Below are 15948 nucleotides of genomic sequence, written 5' to 3'. Positions count from 1 at the left end.
TCTCTATTTTAATTTACTTATGAACCAGTGGCAATTGCAGACCCCAGTTGTTCTCATCATTTTTAACCGTCCGGATACAACGCAACGAGTTTTTGACGCAATTCGACAAGCTCGACCTCCTCAGCTATTTATTATTGCAGATGCTGCTCGTCGCGATCGCACCCCAGAAGTCGAACAATGTCGAGATGCGCGGAACATTGTCGAGGGAATCGATTGGGATTGTCAAGTCTTCAAAAACTATTCGGATACCAACTTAGGATGTCGTCATCGCATATCGAGTGGGTTAAATTGGGTTTTTGAAAATGTGGAGGAGGCCATTATTTTAGAGGATGATTGCGTACCCGATCCAACTTTTTTTCGTTTTTGTGAGGAATTATTAGAAAAATACCGAAGGGACGATCTCATTATGGCGATCGCGGGCAATAATTTTCAGTTTAGACAAAGCAGAACAGAATACAGTTATTACTTCTCCCGTTATCCCCACTGTTGGGGCTGGGCGACATGGCGGCGAGCATGGCAGCATTATGACGATACCATGCAGCTTTGGCCGCGAGCTAGAGATGAAAAATGCTTAGAAAGCGTGTTTGAAACAGATCGTGCTGTAGCATATTGGGCAAAAATCTTGCAAAGAAACTATGAAGGGTTTAATTCGTGGGCTTATGCTTGGGGTTTTTCTTGTTGGATTCACGACGGTTTAACCATTCTGCCTGATGTTAATTTAGTTTCTAATATTGGCTTTGGAAGTGAAGGAACAAATACTAGAAAACAAGACCACAAATTAGCACATTTATCTACAGAATCGCTGAGTTTTCCCCTCCTTCACCCTCAAACAATACAACGAAATAGAGAAGCCGATCGCTTTACAGAGGACATGGTATTTAGCGGAACCAAAGTATCATCCAATGCAGAACAATTTCAATCTTCTCAGGTAAGGCAATCCGATTCATTTCAGAAAATGTTTTCTAACGTATTAGAGTTGGCAAAAAGAAGTTTAGCGAATCCAAAGATATCTCTTCTCAAGAATAAAATTGTTGCTCAATTTCCATTTCTTTCTCCCTCCTTGAGAAAAGTAATGCGATCGATAAAATCAAAAAACTATGAAGACGCTTTTGCAACCCTCAATATTCTAAAATCCGGAAAAACGCCTAAACAAAACGTTGATTACTTAAGATCGCTTTGTTTTCTCGAATTTAATCAAGTTGGGGCAGCAATCCAAGCTCTCTATGAAGAACTCAGATACTTTCCCAAAAATCAAAAAGCACGCCAACTTTTAGATCAACTCCTTTCTGAAAATCCACATTTTCAGACTGGGAAAATTGAAGATGAAGAATTCCAAACTTTTCTGCGAATGGTGCAACCTCACACGATGTTAGGGGAACCTCGCTTGTATTCTCTTTTTTCGTTAACTAAACAAATCTGTTTGGAGGACATTCCGGGAAACTTTGTTGAGTGTGGGGTGGCAGGGGGAGGAGGGACTCTCTTAATCGCATTAACAATCAAGCGTTATACTAAGCAACCTCGTTTCTTGTATGCTTGTGATTGTTTTACGGGAATGCCAACACCAACAGAAGAAGATAAGTGCCGTAATACTCAGGCTGAGTCTACAGGATGGGGGACGGGAACTTGTGCGGCTTCGGAGGAATACATTCAACAGCTTTGTGTTGAATTTGGGGTTAGCGATATTGTTAAAACTGTCAAAGGCTATTTTCAAGAAACATTACCTGAAGTGCGATCGCAAGTTAACTCCATTGCCTTGCTTCATGCGGATGGGGACTGGTATCAATCAACTCGGGTAATCTTTGAAAATCTTTACGATCTCGTCACAACGAATGGTTTCATTCAAGTTAATGATTATGGACACTGGGAGGGCTGTCGCAAAGCAATTCAAGAGTTCCAATTACAGCGTCATCTTAAGTTTGATATTACTGTTCTAGATAGTACAGGGGTTTACTTCCCCAAGCCAAAATTTTTAGATTTAAGCAATTTATTGACAATCCATAATAAAAAAGAGTATCTTAACTTGGGTTGTGGTCAACACTTTCACCCAGAATGGATAAACATTGATTTTTATGCTAATGATCCCAATGTGATTTCTTACAATTTAAGGCAAAATATTCCTTTTCCTAATCATTCTTTTCAGGTTGTTTATCACTCTCATCTACTCGAACATTTACCAAAATCTGAAGCTGAACCTTTTCTAAAAGAGTGTTATCGTATTTTAAAACCTAACGGAGTCATCAGAGTCGTTATTCCCGATCTCGAACAAATTGCTCGTTTATATCTAAAATCTTTAGAAGAAGCCAGTAAAGGTTCTGGAGAATGGGCTGCAAATTATGAATGGATAATGTTAGAAATGTACGATCAAGTGGTGCGGAATCGTTCGGGAGGAGAAATGGCTGCTTATCTTGCCCAAAGCCCAATTCCTAACGAAGAATTTGTTCTCACAAGATTAGGAGTTGAGGGGGAAAAAATGCTCAATAAGATTCGCGATCGAGGTAAAATTTCTTCATCTCATCGAGAATTCACTCCCGAACAAGTTGGTCGATTCCGTCAAGGGGGGGAAGTTCATCAATGGATGTACGATCGCTATTCCTTAGAAACCCTGTTGGCAAAAGTAAATTTCTACGATATCAAGTTGTGTCAGGCTCAAGAATCGCGTATCGTTGATTTTAACCAGTACCATCTGGACATAACTACCGAAGGCAGGATTCGCAAAGCAGACTCTTTATTTATGGAAGCTAACAAGTAAAATTTAACAATGATAACCAAGCAAGAAATCTCCAATCTATTAGAGGAAGCACAAACTCTTCTTAATTCTGGGCAATTTGTTGAAGCGTTACGCATAGCTGAGAAAGCAATTTCTTATCAGATATTTGTTCCAGAATTGCACTATATCTATGCTCTTTGTTCAAGTAAAGTAGGTCGTCATGAAGAGGCATTAATCGCTGCACGCAAAGAGTTAGAAGAGAATCCAACCAACGAGAAAGCACAGAACTATGTTACGAAGTTGAGTCAAGCGATCGAAAAGCCAAGACCTCCACAGATTCCCAATGACCAACGTTCTTGGGGGACATCAATTCCTTACGACTTTTTAACTTCAATTCAAAACTCTACTCATAATTACTCCTATCGGGGCATTCCCACAATCAAAAATCCTTTTGATTTTGCATTATATCCGCTTCTGCTTTGGAATCTAAAACCAAGGACAATTATTGAGATTGGTTCTAAGAGTGGAGGTAGTGGATTATGGTTTGCCGATATACTGCAAAACTTTGGCATTGACGGTCATGTTTATTCTGTTGATATAGTTAAAGTTACTAAAGTTTCTCATCCTCGTTTAACTTTTTTAGCAGGAGATGGGGAACATTTAGAACAAGTTTTCTCGGAAGAGTTTTTGGATTCCATTCCCCGGCCGCTTTTGGTAATTGAAGATGCCAACCATTCCTATAAATTGAGTATAGCCGTTTTGAATTTCTTTGATCCTTACTTACAAAGCCATGAATATATTGTGATTGAAGATGGGATTATTTCTGATTTGCAGCAAGATTCTTCTTTTCGCAGCGGCCCTCATCGCGCATTGAAGGACTTTTTAAGTCGTCGTGGGGATGACTACGCGATCGACAGCGAATATTGTGACTGGTTTGGCTACAATGTAACTTGGTGTACTAACGGATTCTTAAGGAAATCCTAGACGTACTGGAATTATGCTCAAAATCCTCCATATCACTCAATGTTTGACCCGAGGGGGTGCGGGACGTTCTCTCATTGCCACGGCTAAATATTCTGCCGGAGTGGGATATTATCAACATCAAGTAATTTCTTTATTACCCGCTCAAACAGGTATTCTCGCCCTCATTCAAGATTCTAGTTTATCTTTGATTGATGCTCCCAGTCGGAAGCAAATATTAGAGGAAATTCAAAAAGCAGATATTGTTCAGGTTCATTTTTGGAATAATCCCCATATTTATGAATTTTTGCGATCTCTTCTCCCTCCCATGCGTTTATTGGTATGGGTTCATTGTGCTGGCAATCTTCCCCCTCAAATCATTACCAAAAAATTAGTCTGTCGTTCGGATACGATTGTGGGGTGCAGTCCCTATACTTGGGAAAATCTAGCTTCTCTCAATTTATCTTCAGAGGAGAAGAAAAAGCTCGGTATGGTTTTTGCTGGAACTGACTTCGATCGCTGTGTCAATATCAAGCCTAAGCCTCACAATAGTTTCAATATCGGCTATATGGGGACGGTTGATTTTGTCAAGATGCACCCAGACTATATTCGGATGAGTGCAAATATCGATATTCCCAAAGTTAAAATTATCACGGTGGGGAAAGGACGCGCTGAAAATGAATTAAAACAGCAAGTGATTAAACTGAGTTTGGATAATAAATTTGAGTTTATTGATTATGTGGAAGACCCAAAAACAATTCTGGAAATCTTAGATGTTTTTGGCTATCCTCTCTGTGAAGAAACTTATGCAGCCTCTGAATTAGTTTTACAAGAAGCCATGTATTGTGGCATTCCTCCCGTTGTTTTTCCTTATGGAGGAGTTAAGCGATTAGTTGTTCACAATCAAACGGGGCTTATTGTCAATAATTCACAGGAATATAAAGAAGCGATCGAATATCTGTATCATCATCCAGAAGAAAGGGCGAGACTGGGTAATAATGCGAGAGAGTATGCGATGCAAAACTTTGGGGCTGAAAATGCAATCAAAGCACTGCATTCTGTCTATGAGGAAATGATGCAGCAACCCAAACGAAGACGCATTTGGGGAATGCCATCAGAAGTTAGCTTACTTCACCAACCCATTGCTGTTGAAGATTTAACCGGAGAAATCAAGGCTCTTTCAGGTGCAGAATGCTTTGTTGAGTCCCTTGGAGATACAGCACCGCAATTTAAGATTAGTCTGACCTCTGAGAATACTGAAGCATTGTTGGAGAGCGATCTGGCGATCGCTCAGTCCTCCCTCTTACTTCGCAGTGCTGGTTCTGGCGGTGTGTTACACTATTCTTCCCACTATCCTAATGATAGTTATTTAAAACTATGGTCGGGTTTGATTTATCGCCAACTCGGTCAATATTCTCAAGCGGTCTCTGAATTCTCTTCTGCAATTGAGCTTGGTTGTAAGCACTGGCGTGTTTTGTTGTATTTAGCTCTCGTAGCAGAACGAGCTAACAATATTATTTTAGCTCAACAAGTCGCTATGCAATTAATTCAAACTCAATCGAATGTAGCCGTTGTCCGAAAAACGCACGCTCGTCTTTTCAATTATCCAATTTTATTACAACCTTTGGTTATTTTCTTCATGTTTTTTTGGCTGAGAGTTTTGCAAAAAAGTAGAGAGATCGTGAATTTACTCAAACATTCAATCAAGTCTTTTCTCAAATTCAGTTTGAGTCAACTCGATCTGGAAATCACGCACAAATCATCAATTCCGGAGCCTCCTCCTCCGTCTCCTCGTTTTATAGAACGATCGAGTTTAGCTGGCTGCTTGCAGCAAGTTGCAAAGAATAGTTTTATTCCTCAAACCATTATTGATGTGGGGGCGGCTTTTGGTACATCTCCTCTTTATGAAACCTTTCCTGATGCTTGCCACATTTTTATCGAGCCTCTTGAAGAATTTATACCCAGTTTACAGTCATTAGTTTCTCAACTCGATCGCGCCGAATATCTTATTGCTGTAGCAGGGAAAAATTCCGGGAATATGACCATTAACGTACATCCCGATCTCATCGGTTCTTCACTTTATCTCGAAACGGAGGATTCTGATGTTAATGGGATAGAAAGAACTGTACCTGCCGTAACACTCGATGAAATCTGTAGAGATCAAAAAACTCAAGCTCCCTATTTAATCAAAATTGATACTCAAGGTTCAGAACTCGATGTTCTTCAAGGAGCTACAGAAATTTTACCAAAAACAGAGTTAGTTATTCTAGAAATATCGTGCTTTGAATTTTTTAAAAGCGGACCTCAATTTTATGACTGTATCAAATTCATGCAAGAAAATGGTTTTGTTGTCTACGATTTGTTTGGCTTACAATATCGTCCTTTAGATGGCGCTCTTTCCCAAATTGATATTGCATTTGTTCGGAAGAATAGCAAGCTCAGAAAATATCAGTTTTATGCAACTCGAGAACAGAGAGATAAACAAACTCAAAAACTTTTATCGAAACTAAAAAATAAACAAATAATCTCTTAGTATCTGGAAGTGGAATTCATGATCTCAAATACATTGCCTAAAATCTCTATTATTACGCCTTCTTTTAATCAGGTAGAATTTCTAGAAGCCACTATCAAAAGTATATTAAATCAAGAATATCCTAATTTAGAGTATATTATTATAGATGGTGGGTCTACAGATGGTAGCGTTGAAATTATTAAAAAATATGCAGAATATTTGCATTTTTGGTGTAGTGAACCTGACGGCGGACATTATAATGCTGTAAATAAGGGATTTGAAAACTCCACAGGTGAAATTATGGCTTGGCTCAACAGCGACGATATGTATTACCCGTGGACGTTGCATACTGTGGGGAGTATTATGTCTCAATTTCCCCAAGTAGAATGGTTAACCAGTCTCTATCCCGGCGTTTGGGATCGAGATGGGTTTTGTATTAAAATGCAACCTATTTCGGGTTATTCGAGAGAATCTTTTTTAGAAGGGTCTCATCTGCCCGGAGTATCGAATTCTCCGAGTTTGAGTTGTATTCAACAAGAATCTTCATTTTGGCGTAGCTCATTGTGGAGAAAAGCTGGGAATCAAATTGTAAATAGTTTTTCACTTGCAGGTGATTTCGATTTATGGACTCGTTTTTATCTGTATGCAGATTTATTCGGTGTTGTTTCTCCACTTGGGGGATTTCGCAAGCATGAAACGCAAAGAAGTCGCAATAATCCCGATCGATATATCGAGGAAGCTAAGTTATCTCTGAATGAAATGCGAGAAAAATTGAATTGGTCTCCAAATCAAATGAGAAAATTGAGTTGGCGTTTCCGGCTTTATAAGATTCCTGCGATCGCTAATAATCAATTTTTTATCAATAGTCTTGGGTTTCAAGGTCAAAAAGTTTCAAAACTATCTCTAAATCCAAAATGGATGATAGACGAATACCGATTTTCCTATACTTGATTGTCAAATATAATGATTTAGGATAACCAAAAATACAATGCGAAGTAAAAAAAAAGTTTTATATATTTTTCGTCGCAAGCGTAAAGAGAGATTAGAACTTTATGAAAAAGGGGAAGGACCTGATGAAATGTTATACGGTCTCACTCATCTAGACTCTCAACGTTTTCGGGCTTCTTTTATAGAAGATGATGAGAATCAATGGAGTTGGTGGCATCGCCTATTCTATCCGATCGAGCTTGAAATTGTGCGAAAAATCAAAGTAGGCTTTGCTCTGCATCTGGCCTTAGAAAACTTGGCACGTCTCAAAACTGTCGATATTATTATTACAACTGTCGATACTTGTGGATTGCCGATCGCAATGCTCAAGTATTTTGGTATTGTTAAAACACCTGTTATTTATATCAGTCAAGGGTTGAGCGATCGCCTAGAATGGTTGCCAAGCAACTCATGGACTCATCATTTTTTTCAGACGATTTATAGTAAATTTTTACGTGCTGTTGATCGCATTCTTGTATTAGGAGAAGGTGCTATCACTCCTCTCTCTAAAACTTTAGCAATCCCTATCGGTAAAATATCTTGTCTTCCCTTTGGAATTGATCAAGATTTTTGGCAACCTAGCGATGGGAGTAATACCGAACAATATATTTTAAGTGTTGGTAGCGATATTGCTAGAGATTATCAAACATTACTAGAAGCAATTACAGACCAATCGCTCAAAATCGTTACTCGTTTACCGATACAACACCCATATCTCAATATAAATACTGAAGAACAAATTGAAATCGGTTCAGAATTCAGCGATCTAGAACTTAGAAAACTTTATCAAAAAGCTCATTTTGTTGTCACTCCCTTACAAGATGTTGCACAACCCTCGGGGCAAAGCGCAACCTTACAAGCAATGGCTTGCGGCAAAGCAGTTATCTTAACAAAAACTATAGGTCTTTGGGACTCTAAGACAATGAAACACTTAGAAAATTGCTATTTAGTTGAGCCAAACAATATTGAGAGTTTGCTCGAAGGAATCTGCTACTTCTGGAAACGTCCAGAGGAAGTCCAACGCATTGGTAGAAATGCCAGAACTACTGTGGAACAATTCTACAGCAGTTCTATTTTTGCGAGGAAACTGGAAATAATGATCGAAAATATCTTGGATAGGCATTTGAACTAACGAGAATAGTGTGCATCTCAAAGTTGCAAATTGACAATATTTCCTCGAATAATTATAACTCTAGGGAGCGAGACGCACCCCGATAATATCCTTAGATGTGGTGATTTTATGTTAGAATGAGCGGTTGTATCTGAATTAAACTCAATTTAGAATCTGAATGACTGATTTTGACAAGTACAGAATAAGTGGCGCTTATCACTGGCGACAATCAGATAGTCGTTGGGGAAATCCAGAATTTAATCCGGTTCTTTTATCTCGCTATCAAGTTCTGGCGAGGATGATGCCGTCTAAAACAACAAAAAATCAATCGGTTTTAGATATCGGTTGTGGAGACGGTTATTTGCTCTATGCGATCGCTTGTAAAAATCCAGGGATTCAACTTTATGGAATCGATAGTGAGTCTTTAGGAATTAGTTTAGCTGAGGAACAATTAAAAAAGCATAATTATTCTGCCTCCCTCGTGCAAGGTTCAGCCTATTCTTTGCCTTTTTCATCTTCAAGTTTTGATGTTATCACAAATGCTGATGTTATCGAACATTTGGAAGACCCTGAAAAATCCTTGCAAGAAATGCAGAGAGTCTTGCGAAATCGCGGTTTACTTCTTCTCAGTACTCCTAATCGTCATCCGAATATGAAATGGGATGAAAGGCATATTTATGAATTTGATCCGATAGAATTGAGAAAAATGCTGGAAAAATATTTTTCTAAGGTTGAAATTACAGCTTGCTGGCCGATTTGGTGGGTTTGGCAATGGAAGGAAGGAGGTCAGAAAAGAAAATTGATCAATAGTCTTTGCCGTTTGGGAATCAATCCTTTTCTTTTTTCTACTCATCAGCCAACTATCGAATATGGACAACTCATTGCTAAATGTATAAAATAAAAAAAACAAGAGATGAATAATTAATCAAAAAAATGAGAAAAGACTACAGTATTATTTCGGAACAGCAGATCACGGTTAAGGAAGAAGAATGGGTAGAACAATTTTGGTCTCAACGTTGGGATAGCGTAGCACAATTACCCGATGCAAACTCAATTGCTTACCGAGAAGAATATCAACTTATTGCTCCTTGGCTACAACAATTACCATCGGGAAGTAAGATTCTAGATGGAGGTTGTGGCTTAGGAGAATGGACAATATTTTTAGGCGATCGCGGTTTTGAAGTAGTGGGTTTTGATATTAGTCAGAGTACAATAACGCGCTTGCAAGAAATATTTGACGATCGCCAGTTTGTTCATGGAGATATTCGTCAAACTGACTTTGAAAATGATACCTTTGACGCTTACTTTTCTTGGGGAACTTTTGAACATTTTGAAAATGGATTGGGAGATTGTATTCGAGAGGCATATCGCATTCTCAAACCCGGAGGTTTCCTTTTTATTAGCGTTCCCTATCAAAACTGGCGACATATTTTGCGAGATTCTAGAGCATTATTTCATTGGGATGAAACTTACAACCCCGAACAAGGTTATACTGGAGTGAGGCGCTTTTACCAGTGGCGATTAACAATACCCGAATTAGAAAGAGAATTAGCGATCGAAAGATTTAAAGTATTAAGAATTCATCCCATTGGCCGCGAACAAGGCATCAAAAGAATGTTAATTCACGATCTTCCCATTCAACCGGAAACATGGCTCGATCGCCTTGTGAGTCCAATTTTATCTACACTAATTCCTACTCGCTTTGTCGGTCACATGATTTTGGCGATCGCCCAGAAAAAAAATAAATTAAAATGACTTGGAAAGTTTTATTGTACGATGATTTCGAGCCAGAATTTAATAGCCTCTCTGAAAGCGTACAAAATGAATTAATCGCTCAGACTAAACTGCTTGAAATATTTGGCCCGGAATTGGGGAGACCCCATGTAGATACCTTGAAAAACTCCGATTATAACAATATGAAAGAGTTGCGTTTTAATGCAGATAATGGAATTTGGAGAATTGCCTTTGCTTTTGACCCAAAACGAGACGCAATTTTATTAGTAGCAGGAAATAAGGCAGGAGTCAATGAAAAACGTTTTTACAAACAACTCATTATGAGAGCAGATAAAAGATTTAAAACCCATCTCGATCGCTTAAAAACATTAGAAGAATAAAATCATGCCTAAAAATTTATCCGACATTATAGCAAATTTCCCTCCAGAACGACAAAACAAAATTAAAAAACGAAGCGAACAATTAATCGCTGAATATCGAATCTTACAGGACATTCAAAAAGCTCGCAAACTGACCCGAGAACATCTTTCAGACTCGTTAGGAATCAGTCAAGATAGTCTTGACCAATTGGAAGAACAGACTGATTTATTTCTTTCTACACTTCGTAATTACGTTCGCGAGATGGGAGGAAGTCTGCAACTTATTGCAAAATTTCCCGACTGTCCTTCGGTAGAATTAACTGGATTGTTAGATAGAGAAGACACTTAAAGTCAAATAAATTAGCTTGGGGAGAGATCGCCTTGTGAGTCCAATTTTATCTACACTAATTCCTACTCGCTTTGTCGGTCACATGATTTTGGCGATCGCGCAAAAAAACAATTCCACAAAATAAAACTTGTTGATTTCTTTTTAATTTCTTGAAACCTCATTTTCGTACTTTCAAATCAAGACTTTCTTCCTCTCGCCAAATCTTGCGATCTGTGATAGACAATGGAAAAGACTGGCTGAGACGCGCAGATATTTCCTTTTTTCACGAATTTGTTCCCCCTCCCACTGGAGGAGGACATCAATTTATGCGGGCGCTATGGGGAGAATTAGAAAGTCAGGGTTTGCAATTGGAGAATAATACCATCTCTAGAACCACTCGAGCCTGTCTTTATAACTCATTTAACTTTGACTTCGAGCAACTCAAACAAGCGCGAAAATCATCCTGTAAAATGGTTCATCGCGTGGATGGTCCGATTCAAACTTACCGGGGCTGGGACAATGGCACAGATCGTCGTATTTGGCAAATCAATCAAGAGTTAGCAAATACAACAATTTTTCAATCCCAATACAGTTTAAATCAACATTTAGAGTTAGGATTAGAATTTAGAGATTCTCATGTAATTATGAATGCTGCCAATCCCTATATTTTTCATCCTCGCGAACGAAAATTTTTCGATCGCAACAGGAAAATTCGTTTGCTCTCAAGCAGTTGGTCAGATAATCAAAATAAAGGTTTTGACGTTTATCAATGGTTGGACAAACATCTCGATTGGCAGAAATTCGACTATACTTTTGTGGGACGTTCTCCTATTGAATTTAAGCACATTCAGCTTGTTCCTCCGGTTAATTCCGAACAATTAGCAAAATTATTGCGTCAACATGATATTTATATTAGTGCCAGTCAAAACGATCCCTGTTCTAATAGCTTAATAGAAGCATTATCTTGCGGTTTACCCGCACTTTACTTGCAAAGTGGGGGACATCCTGAAATAGTTGGTGAAGCGGGGTTTGGATTTAGCGATCGCGAAGACATTCCCTCTTTGCTCGATCGCCTTGTTAGCGAATATGAAGAACGACAGGCTCAAATTTCTTTACCGAGTTTAGAGGAAGTTGGCAAATCTTATCTTGCTGTTATGGGGTTTAATGAAAATAATTGATAATTACGGTAAACTTTGGGAATTTGGGCAATTACAATAGGAGATTTTTACCAAAAACACAAAATTTTATATTTTGGGAGACTTGAAAAAACTTATGGCAGCAATTAATTTCTTGTTCGCTGAAAGTCTAAATCAAATTATATAAGAATAAAAATAATGCTGAAGTCTTTCCGTTCTCGCATTAATCAATCAATTGATTCTATTTCTCAAAAAATCACTCAATCAGCGATCGCACGATGGAATCCTTATTCTCGTCTCCTTATCTCAAGCGATTCTGCATCTTGGGTATTGGATTGGGAAAAACGAGAACTGAGTCAAATTGCTCAAAAATTAGGAATTCGTTTTCTAACTCCAGAGTTATTAATCTATGCTAAAAATCAATCTATTTTTTATTATAGCCAGTTTATTCTCTTAGAGACAAGTTATTTAGAACAATCTCATCATATTGGGTTTTCCTATTTTCACGGCCATCCCGAAACACCGGAAGAACCAAAATTTTCTGAATGTTATCAGCGTCTTTGTCAACATCACGAGCGAGTTCAGCGAATCCAAGTTTCTCATAGCGAGATGAAAAATATTATACTAGATTCGGGAATTGCACCAGAAAAAGTCTTTTTAATTCCTATTGGGATCAATTTATCTTTTTTCTCTCCTCAAACTCTAGAATCTCGCCAAAAAATTCGCCAAAAATATAATATCCCCTCATCGGCTGTTGTTGTAGGTTCGTGTCAAAAAGATGGGGTTGGCTGGGAAGAAGGACTCGAACCCAAACTGATTAAAGGTCCTGATATTTTTCTCAAAACAATTGAACTTTTAAAACTCAAAATTCCCGAACTTTTTGTCCTGCTTTCTGGCCCTGCTCGAGGATATGTTAAAACAGGGTTAGAACGTTTGAAAGTTCCCTATTATCATCGCTATCTCAGCCATTACCCTGAAGTTGGAGAACTATTCCAAGCATTAGATCTTTATATCATTGCTTCGCGTCAGGAAGGAGGCCCGAAAGCTGTTTTAGAATCAATGGCGAGTGGTATTCCCCTTATTACAACAAGAGTAGGCCAAGCAATGGACTTGGTAGAGCATGGAAAAAATGGTTGGATGGTAGATGTTGAAGATGCAGAAGGCTTGGCACATTGGGCAGAATATGCTTTAACTCATAAAAGCGATCGCGATCGCATTATTCAAGCAGGTTTACAAACAGCAAAAGCCAATTCCTACGATGCTCAAATTCCTTTGTGGAGAGAGTTTATGCAAGGTTTTGTAGAATTTTAAGAGAATATGATAATTCAGTATGAATACCAATCAACTTGCAGATCCCAAAGCTCTATTTCGACAGCAATTTATTGCCCTAGTGATGAAGCGAGTTCGTCCGGGAACTGGAAGTGGTTTGGATTTTTTAGAACGTCGCACTTGGAAACATTCTGTGACTAATCTAAAAGCAATTATTAAACGCGCTCCTTTTGTTATTGTTGGGGGAGTTGCAACCCGACTTTATATGCCCGAACGCATGACTCTCGATCTAGATATTTTAATTCTGGAACGCGATGCTCCTTTAGTCTATCAAGATTTAGAATTAGGAGGAAGTCAGCAAATTGGGAAATTGAGTATTCCGGGTAGTCAATGGAAACTATCCGATGAAACTTCCCTGGATGTATTAGAATCAAGAGAGGTTTGGGCTGAAAAGGCAATAGCAAATCCTCAATATTCTCCAGATGGACTACCAATTATACCTTTACCCTATCTCATACTGATGAAATTACAGGCCAGTCGTACTCAAGATTTGGCTGATGTCAGTCGGATGTTAGGAAGTGCAACAGAGTCAAATTTAGAAGAGGTGAGAAAGGCGATCGCAACTTATTTACCTAGTGCTAAAGAAGATTTAGAAAGTTTGATTGTTTTAGGACAATTGGAGCGCGACCTCTAAATTTTGTAATATTTTTCTAAAATTTTAGAAAATCCAATCGAGGACACTTTAAAATCATGAAATTGAAATCAACATCTATTCATAATATCAATGCGGATAGACCTTTAAATAACATTGAGAAGTTTCTTTATAGAATTCTCAATGTTGTTAATAATTTATGGACATACCGTCAAGTCGATCAAGATTTACAACTCGAGCAGTTTAATGTTAATAATTTAGAAGTATACTGGAATCAAAGTGCTTTAAATAGCTCTCCCAGTCGTAAACTCTCAGACTTATTTTGGATGAATTTATCTTGGGATTTAATTCAAGATGAACTCGGTGAAATAAGATTGATGGATATGGGTTGTGGTTCCGGTAACTACAGTTGGAGGTTAAATGATTGGAGCAAAGGAAAAATTACAGAATATCTAGGAATTGACAATCGAGAAAATAAAAATTGGCAATCTCTACAACAGCAATATCCAAATTTTAAATTTTTTCAACTTTCTTCAGAATATTTTATAGATAAAATACCGAATAATATTAACTTTTTTATGTCTCAATCTGCGATCGAACATTTTGAGCAAGATTTACTGTATTTCGAGCAGATAAAAAATTATATCCTGCAAAGCGATCGCGCTAATATTATTCAAGTTCATTTATTTCCTTCGGCTGCTTGCAACTCCACTTATCTCTATCATGGTGTGAGACAATATACACCACGAACTGTATCGAAAATCACGACACTTTTTAAAGATTTTTCTGATTGTATACTATTTAGTTTAGGTGGGAAATTCTGCAATCAACTGCATTACCGAACTATTACACTACCTGTCCTCAAGAAAATGGAAAGATTAGATACTTCACAACCAAAAGAATATGAAAAAATGCTATTTAGCTCCATTGAAAAAGACATGAATATCTTCCAAAGGTATCCTGCATTTTATGCTTTAGTGATTCACTCTAACGGCACACAAAAATTATTTTAACTTATTTTAACAATGTCTTTATTCCAAAAAATCAAAATTATTATTGCTTACATTCCTTTAAAGATAAGATATTGGTATCTTGCAAAAAAATGGTATCTTCAGCAGAATCAATCAAAACTTGAAAGATGGTTGAAAATTCTGGTCGGTGGGATTCCTCGTTTGCCTCAAATTAATGTTTCCTATGGTCATGAGTATATCCCTCGTCTTGGGGAAGTAGCTTCGGGAGGAATCGTTAAATTTCAGCGAATGCAGGAAGATTTTCCCAATGCACCGCGATGTTTTAATATTCTTTATATGGTCAGCAGTGCAAGGCCGCAAGATTCAGAACAATTACTCTGGTTGGCGCGTCGTAAAGGGGCAAAATTTCTTTGGAATCAAAATGGAGTAGCTTATCCCGCTTGGCATGGGGAAGATTGGGAAAAAACTAATGAACCCCTTGCTAAAATGCTCCACGAGGCAGATCATGTATTCTATCAAAGTCAATTCTGTAAATTGAGTAGCGATCGCTTCTTAGGAGAACGCAAAAATAATTGGGAGATTCTCTATAATTGTGTTGATACAACTCAGTTTACTCCAGCAACTTCTAACCTTGATCGCAATCATCTAATTTTACTTTTGGGAGGGAGTCAGTATCAATATTATCGCTTAGAAACAGCCTTGAAAACTTTGGCAATTTTAGCTTGCGATCGCGATGATGTAGATTTATGGATAACGGGTCGTTTGAGTTGGCTTCCTGATGAAACAGAAACTCATCAGATTGCAAAAAACTTAGTTGAGAAATTAGGCATTAGCGATCGCGTCAACTTTCTGGGAAAATATTCTCAAAATGAGGCTCCCAAACTCTTCCAAAATGCCCATATTCTCTTGCATACCAAGTATAACGATCCCTGTCCCGGTTTAGTCGTTGAGGCAATGGCTTGCGGGTTGCCCATTGTGTATTCTCAGAGTGGAGGCGTGCCTGAATTAGTAGGAGAAGAAGCCGGAATAGGCATTCCCACGGAGTTAAGTTGGGAAAAAGATTTGCCTCCAGATCCAAAAGCGCTTGCGGATGCTATTCTACAGGTGAGCGATGGCTACAAACAATATTCCGAAGCTGCGAGAAACAGAGCCGTAGAGAAGTTCGATCTGCGTCCTTGGTTACAACGGCATCGAGAGATTTTCGAGGAGTTATTAAGTTGAA

14 protein-coding genes are annotated in these 15948 nt (G+C 38.2%); all 14 read left to right on the top strand.

Going from position 1 to position 15948, the window contains the following annotated elements; all coding sequences use genetic code 11:
- Positions 1-19 precede the first annotated feature (19 nt).
- The 14 genes from JUI58_RS28070 to JUI58_RS28005 all read left to right on the top strand — a co-directional run bounded on the left by JUI58_RS28070 (position 20) and on the right by JUI58_RS28005 (position 15947).
- Positions 20-2749 carry a TylF/MycF/NovP-related O-methyltransferase gene (locus JUI58_RS28070; RefSeq protein WP_204106191.1) on the top strand — a complete coding sequence of 910 codons (2730 nt, stop codon included), beginning with the start codon at positions 20-22 and terminating at the stop codon, positions 2747-2749.
- Between the two features lie 9 nt (positions 2750-2758).
- Positions 2759-3691, top strand: coding sequence for a CmcI family methyltransferase (locus JUI58_RS28065; protein WP_204106190.1), 933 nt, complete (start codon positions 2759-2761; stop codon positions 3689-3691).
- 13 nt (positions 3692-3704) lie between these two features.
- The gene (locus tag JUI58_RS28060; protein WP_204106189.1) at positions 3705-6200 is read left to right on the top strand and encodes an FkbM family methyltransferase; all 2496 of its coding nucleotides are present in this window, start codon (positions 3705-3707) and stop codon (positions 6198-6200) included.
- A gap of 18 nt (positions 6201-6218) precedes the next feature.
- Complete coding sequence (locus JUI58_RS28055; protein WP_204106188.1) at positions 6219-7130, top strand: glycosyltransferase family 2 protein; 912 nt, start codon at positions 6219-6221, stop codon at positions 7128-7130.
- Between the two features lie 37 nt (positions 7131-7167).
- Positions 7168-8298 carry a glycosyltransferase family 4 protein gene (locus JUI58_RS28050; RefSeq protein WP_204106187.1) on the top strand — a complete coding sequence of 377 codons (1131 nt, stop codon included), beginning with the start codon at positions 7168-7170 and terminating at the stop codon, positions 8296-8298.
- A gap of 157 nt (positions 8299-8455) precedes the next feature.
- Positions 8456-9178 carry a methyltransferase domain-containing protein gene (locus JUI58_RS28045; RefSeq protein WP_204106186.1) on the top strand — a complete coding sequence of 241 codons (723 nt, stop codon included), beginning with the start codon at positions 8456-8458 and terminating at the stop codon, positions 9176-9178.
- Between the two features lie 32 nt (positions 9179-9210).
- A complete protein-coding gene (locus JUI58_RS28040; RefSeq protein WP_204106185.1) occupies positions 9211-10032 on the top strand; it encodes a class I SAM-dependent methyltransferase in 822 nt (273 codons plus the stop codon).
- Positions 10029-10391, top strand: a complete 363-nt coding sequence (locus tag JUI58_RS28035; protein WP_204106184.1) for a type II toxin-antitoxin system RelE/ParE family toxin — start codon at positions 10029-10031, stop codon at positions 10389-10391. Before JUI58_RS28040 ends, JUI58_RS28035 begins: the two co-directional genes overlap by 4 nt.
- A gap of 4 nt (positions 10392-10395) precedes the next feature.
- On the top strand, positions 10396-10719 hold the full coding sequence (locus tag JUI58_RS28030; RefSeq protein ID WP_204106183.1) for an XRE family transcriptional regulator: 324 nt from the start codon (positions 10396-10398) through the stop codon (positions 10717-10719).
- Between the two features lie 149 nt (positions 10720-10868).
- Positions 10869-11876, top strand: coding sequence for a glycosyltransferase (locus JUI58_RS28025; RefSeq protein ID WP_204106182.1), 1008 nt, complete (start codon positions 10869-10871; stop codon positions 11874-11876).
- 156 nt (positions 11877-12032) lie between these two features.
- The gene (locus JUI58_RS28020) at positions 12033-13145 is read left to right on the top strand and encodes a glycosyltransferase family 4 protein (RefSeq protein WP_204106181.1); all 1113 of its coding nucleotides are present in this window, start codon (positions 12033-12035) and stop codon (positions 13143-13145) included.
- Between the two features lie 19 nt (positions 13146-13164).
- Complete coding sequence (locus tag JUI58_RS28015; RefSeq protein ID WP_204106180.1) at positions 13165-13797, top strand: hypothetical protein; 633 nt, start codon at positions 13165-13167, stop codon at positions 13795-13797.
- Positions 13798-13853: 56 nt separating this feature from the next.
- Entirely contained in the window at positions 13854-14768 is a 915-nt protein-coding gene (locus tag JUI58_RS28010; protein ID WP_204106179.1) for a hypothetical protein, read from the top strand.
- 12 nt (positions 14769-14780) lie between these two features.
- A complete protein-coding gene (locus JUI58_RS28005) occupies positions 14781-15947 on the top strand; it encodes a glycosyltransferase family 4 protein (RefSeq protein WP_204106178.1) in 1167 nt (388 codons plus the stop codon).
- Position 15948: the final 1 nt, after the last annotated feature.

Source organism: Spirulina sp. CCY15215 (assembly GCF_016888125.1).
In the GTDB taxonomy this organism is placed as follows: Bacteria; Cyanobacteriota; Cyanobacteriia; order Cyanobacteriales; family Spirulinaceae; genus CCY15215.
Note: the sequence above shows the minus strand (reverse complement) of the source record. Positions and strands in the feature narration are given on the sequence as shown.

Excerpts from the sequence above, each read along its gene's own strand:
- JUI58_RS28070 (WP_204106191.1), top strand. The coding sequence starts at position 20 with ATGAACCAGTGGCAATTGCAGACCCCAGTTGTTCTCATCATTTTTAAC.
- JUI58_RS28065 (WP_204106190.1), top strand. The coding sequence starts at position 2,759 with ATGATAACCAAGCAAGAAATCTCCAATCTATTAGAGGAAGCACAAACT.
- JUI58_RS28060 (WP_204106189.1), top strand. The coding sequence starts at position 3,705 with ATGCTCAAAATCCTCCATATCACTCAATGTTTGACCCGAGGGGGTGCG.
- JUI58_RS28055 (WP_204106188.1), top strand. The coding sequence starts at position 6,219 with ATGATCTCAAATACATTGCCTAAAATCTCTATTATTACGCCTTCTTTT.
- JUI58_RS28050 (WP_204106187.1), top strand. The coding sequence starts at position 7,168 with ATGCGAAGTAAAAAAAAAGTTTTATATATTTTTCGTCGCAAGCGTAAA.
- JUI58_RS28045 (WP_204106186.1), top strand. The coding sequence starts at position 8,456 with ATGACTGATTTTGACAAGTACAGAATAAGTGGCGCTTATCACTGGCGA.
- JUI58_RS28040 (WP_204106185.1), top strand. The coding sequence starts at position 9,211 with ATGAGAAAAGACTACAGTATTATTTCGGAACAGCAGATCACGGTTAAG.
- JUI58_RS28035 (WP_204106184.1), top strand. The coding sequence starts at position 10,029 with ATGACTTGGAAAGTTTTATTGTACGATGATTTCGAGCCAGAATTTAAT.
- JUI58_RS28030 (WP_204106183.1), top strand. The coding sequence starts at position 10,396 with ATGCCTAAAAATTTATCCGACATTATAGCAAATTTCCCTCCAGAACGA.
- JUI58_RS28020 (WP_204106181.1), top strand. The coding sequence starts at position 12,033 with ATGCTGAAGTCTTTCCGTTCTCGCATTAATCAATCAATTGATTCTATT.
- JUI58_RS28015 (WP_204106180.1), top strand. The coding sequence starts at position 13,165 with ATGAATACCAATCAACTTGCAGATCCCAAAGCTCTATTTCGACAGCAA.
- JUI58_RS28010 (WP_204106179.1), top strand. The coding sequence starts at position 13,854 with ATGAAATTGAAATCAACATCTATTCATAATATCAATGCGGATAGACCT.
- JUI58_RS28005 (WP_204106178.1), top strand. The coding sequence starts at position 14,781 with ATGTCTTTATTCCAAAAAATCAAAATTATTATTGCTTACATTCCTTTA.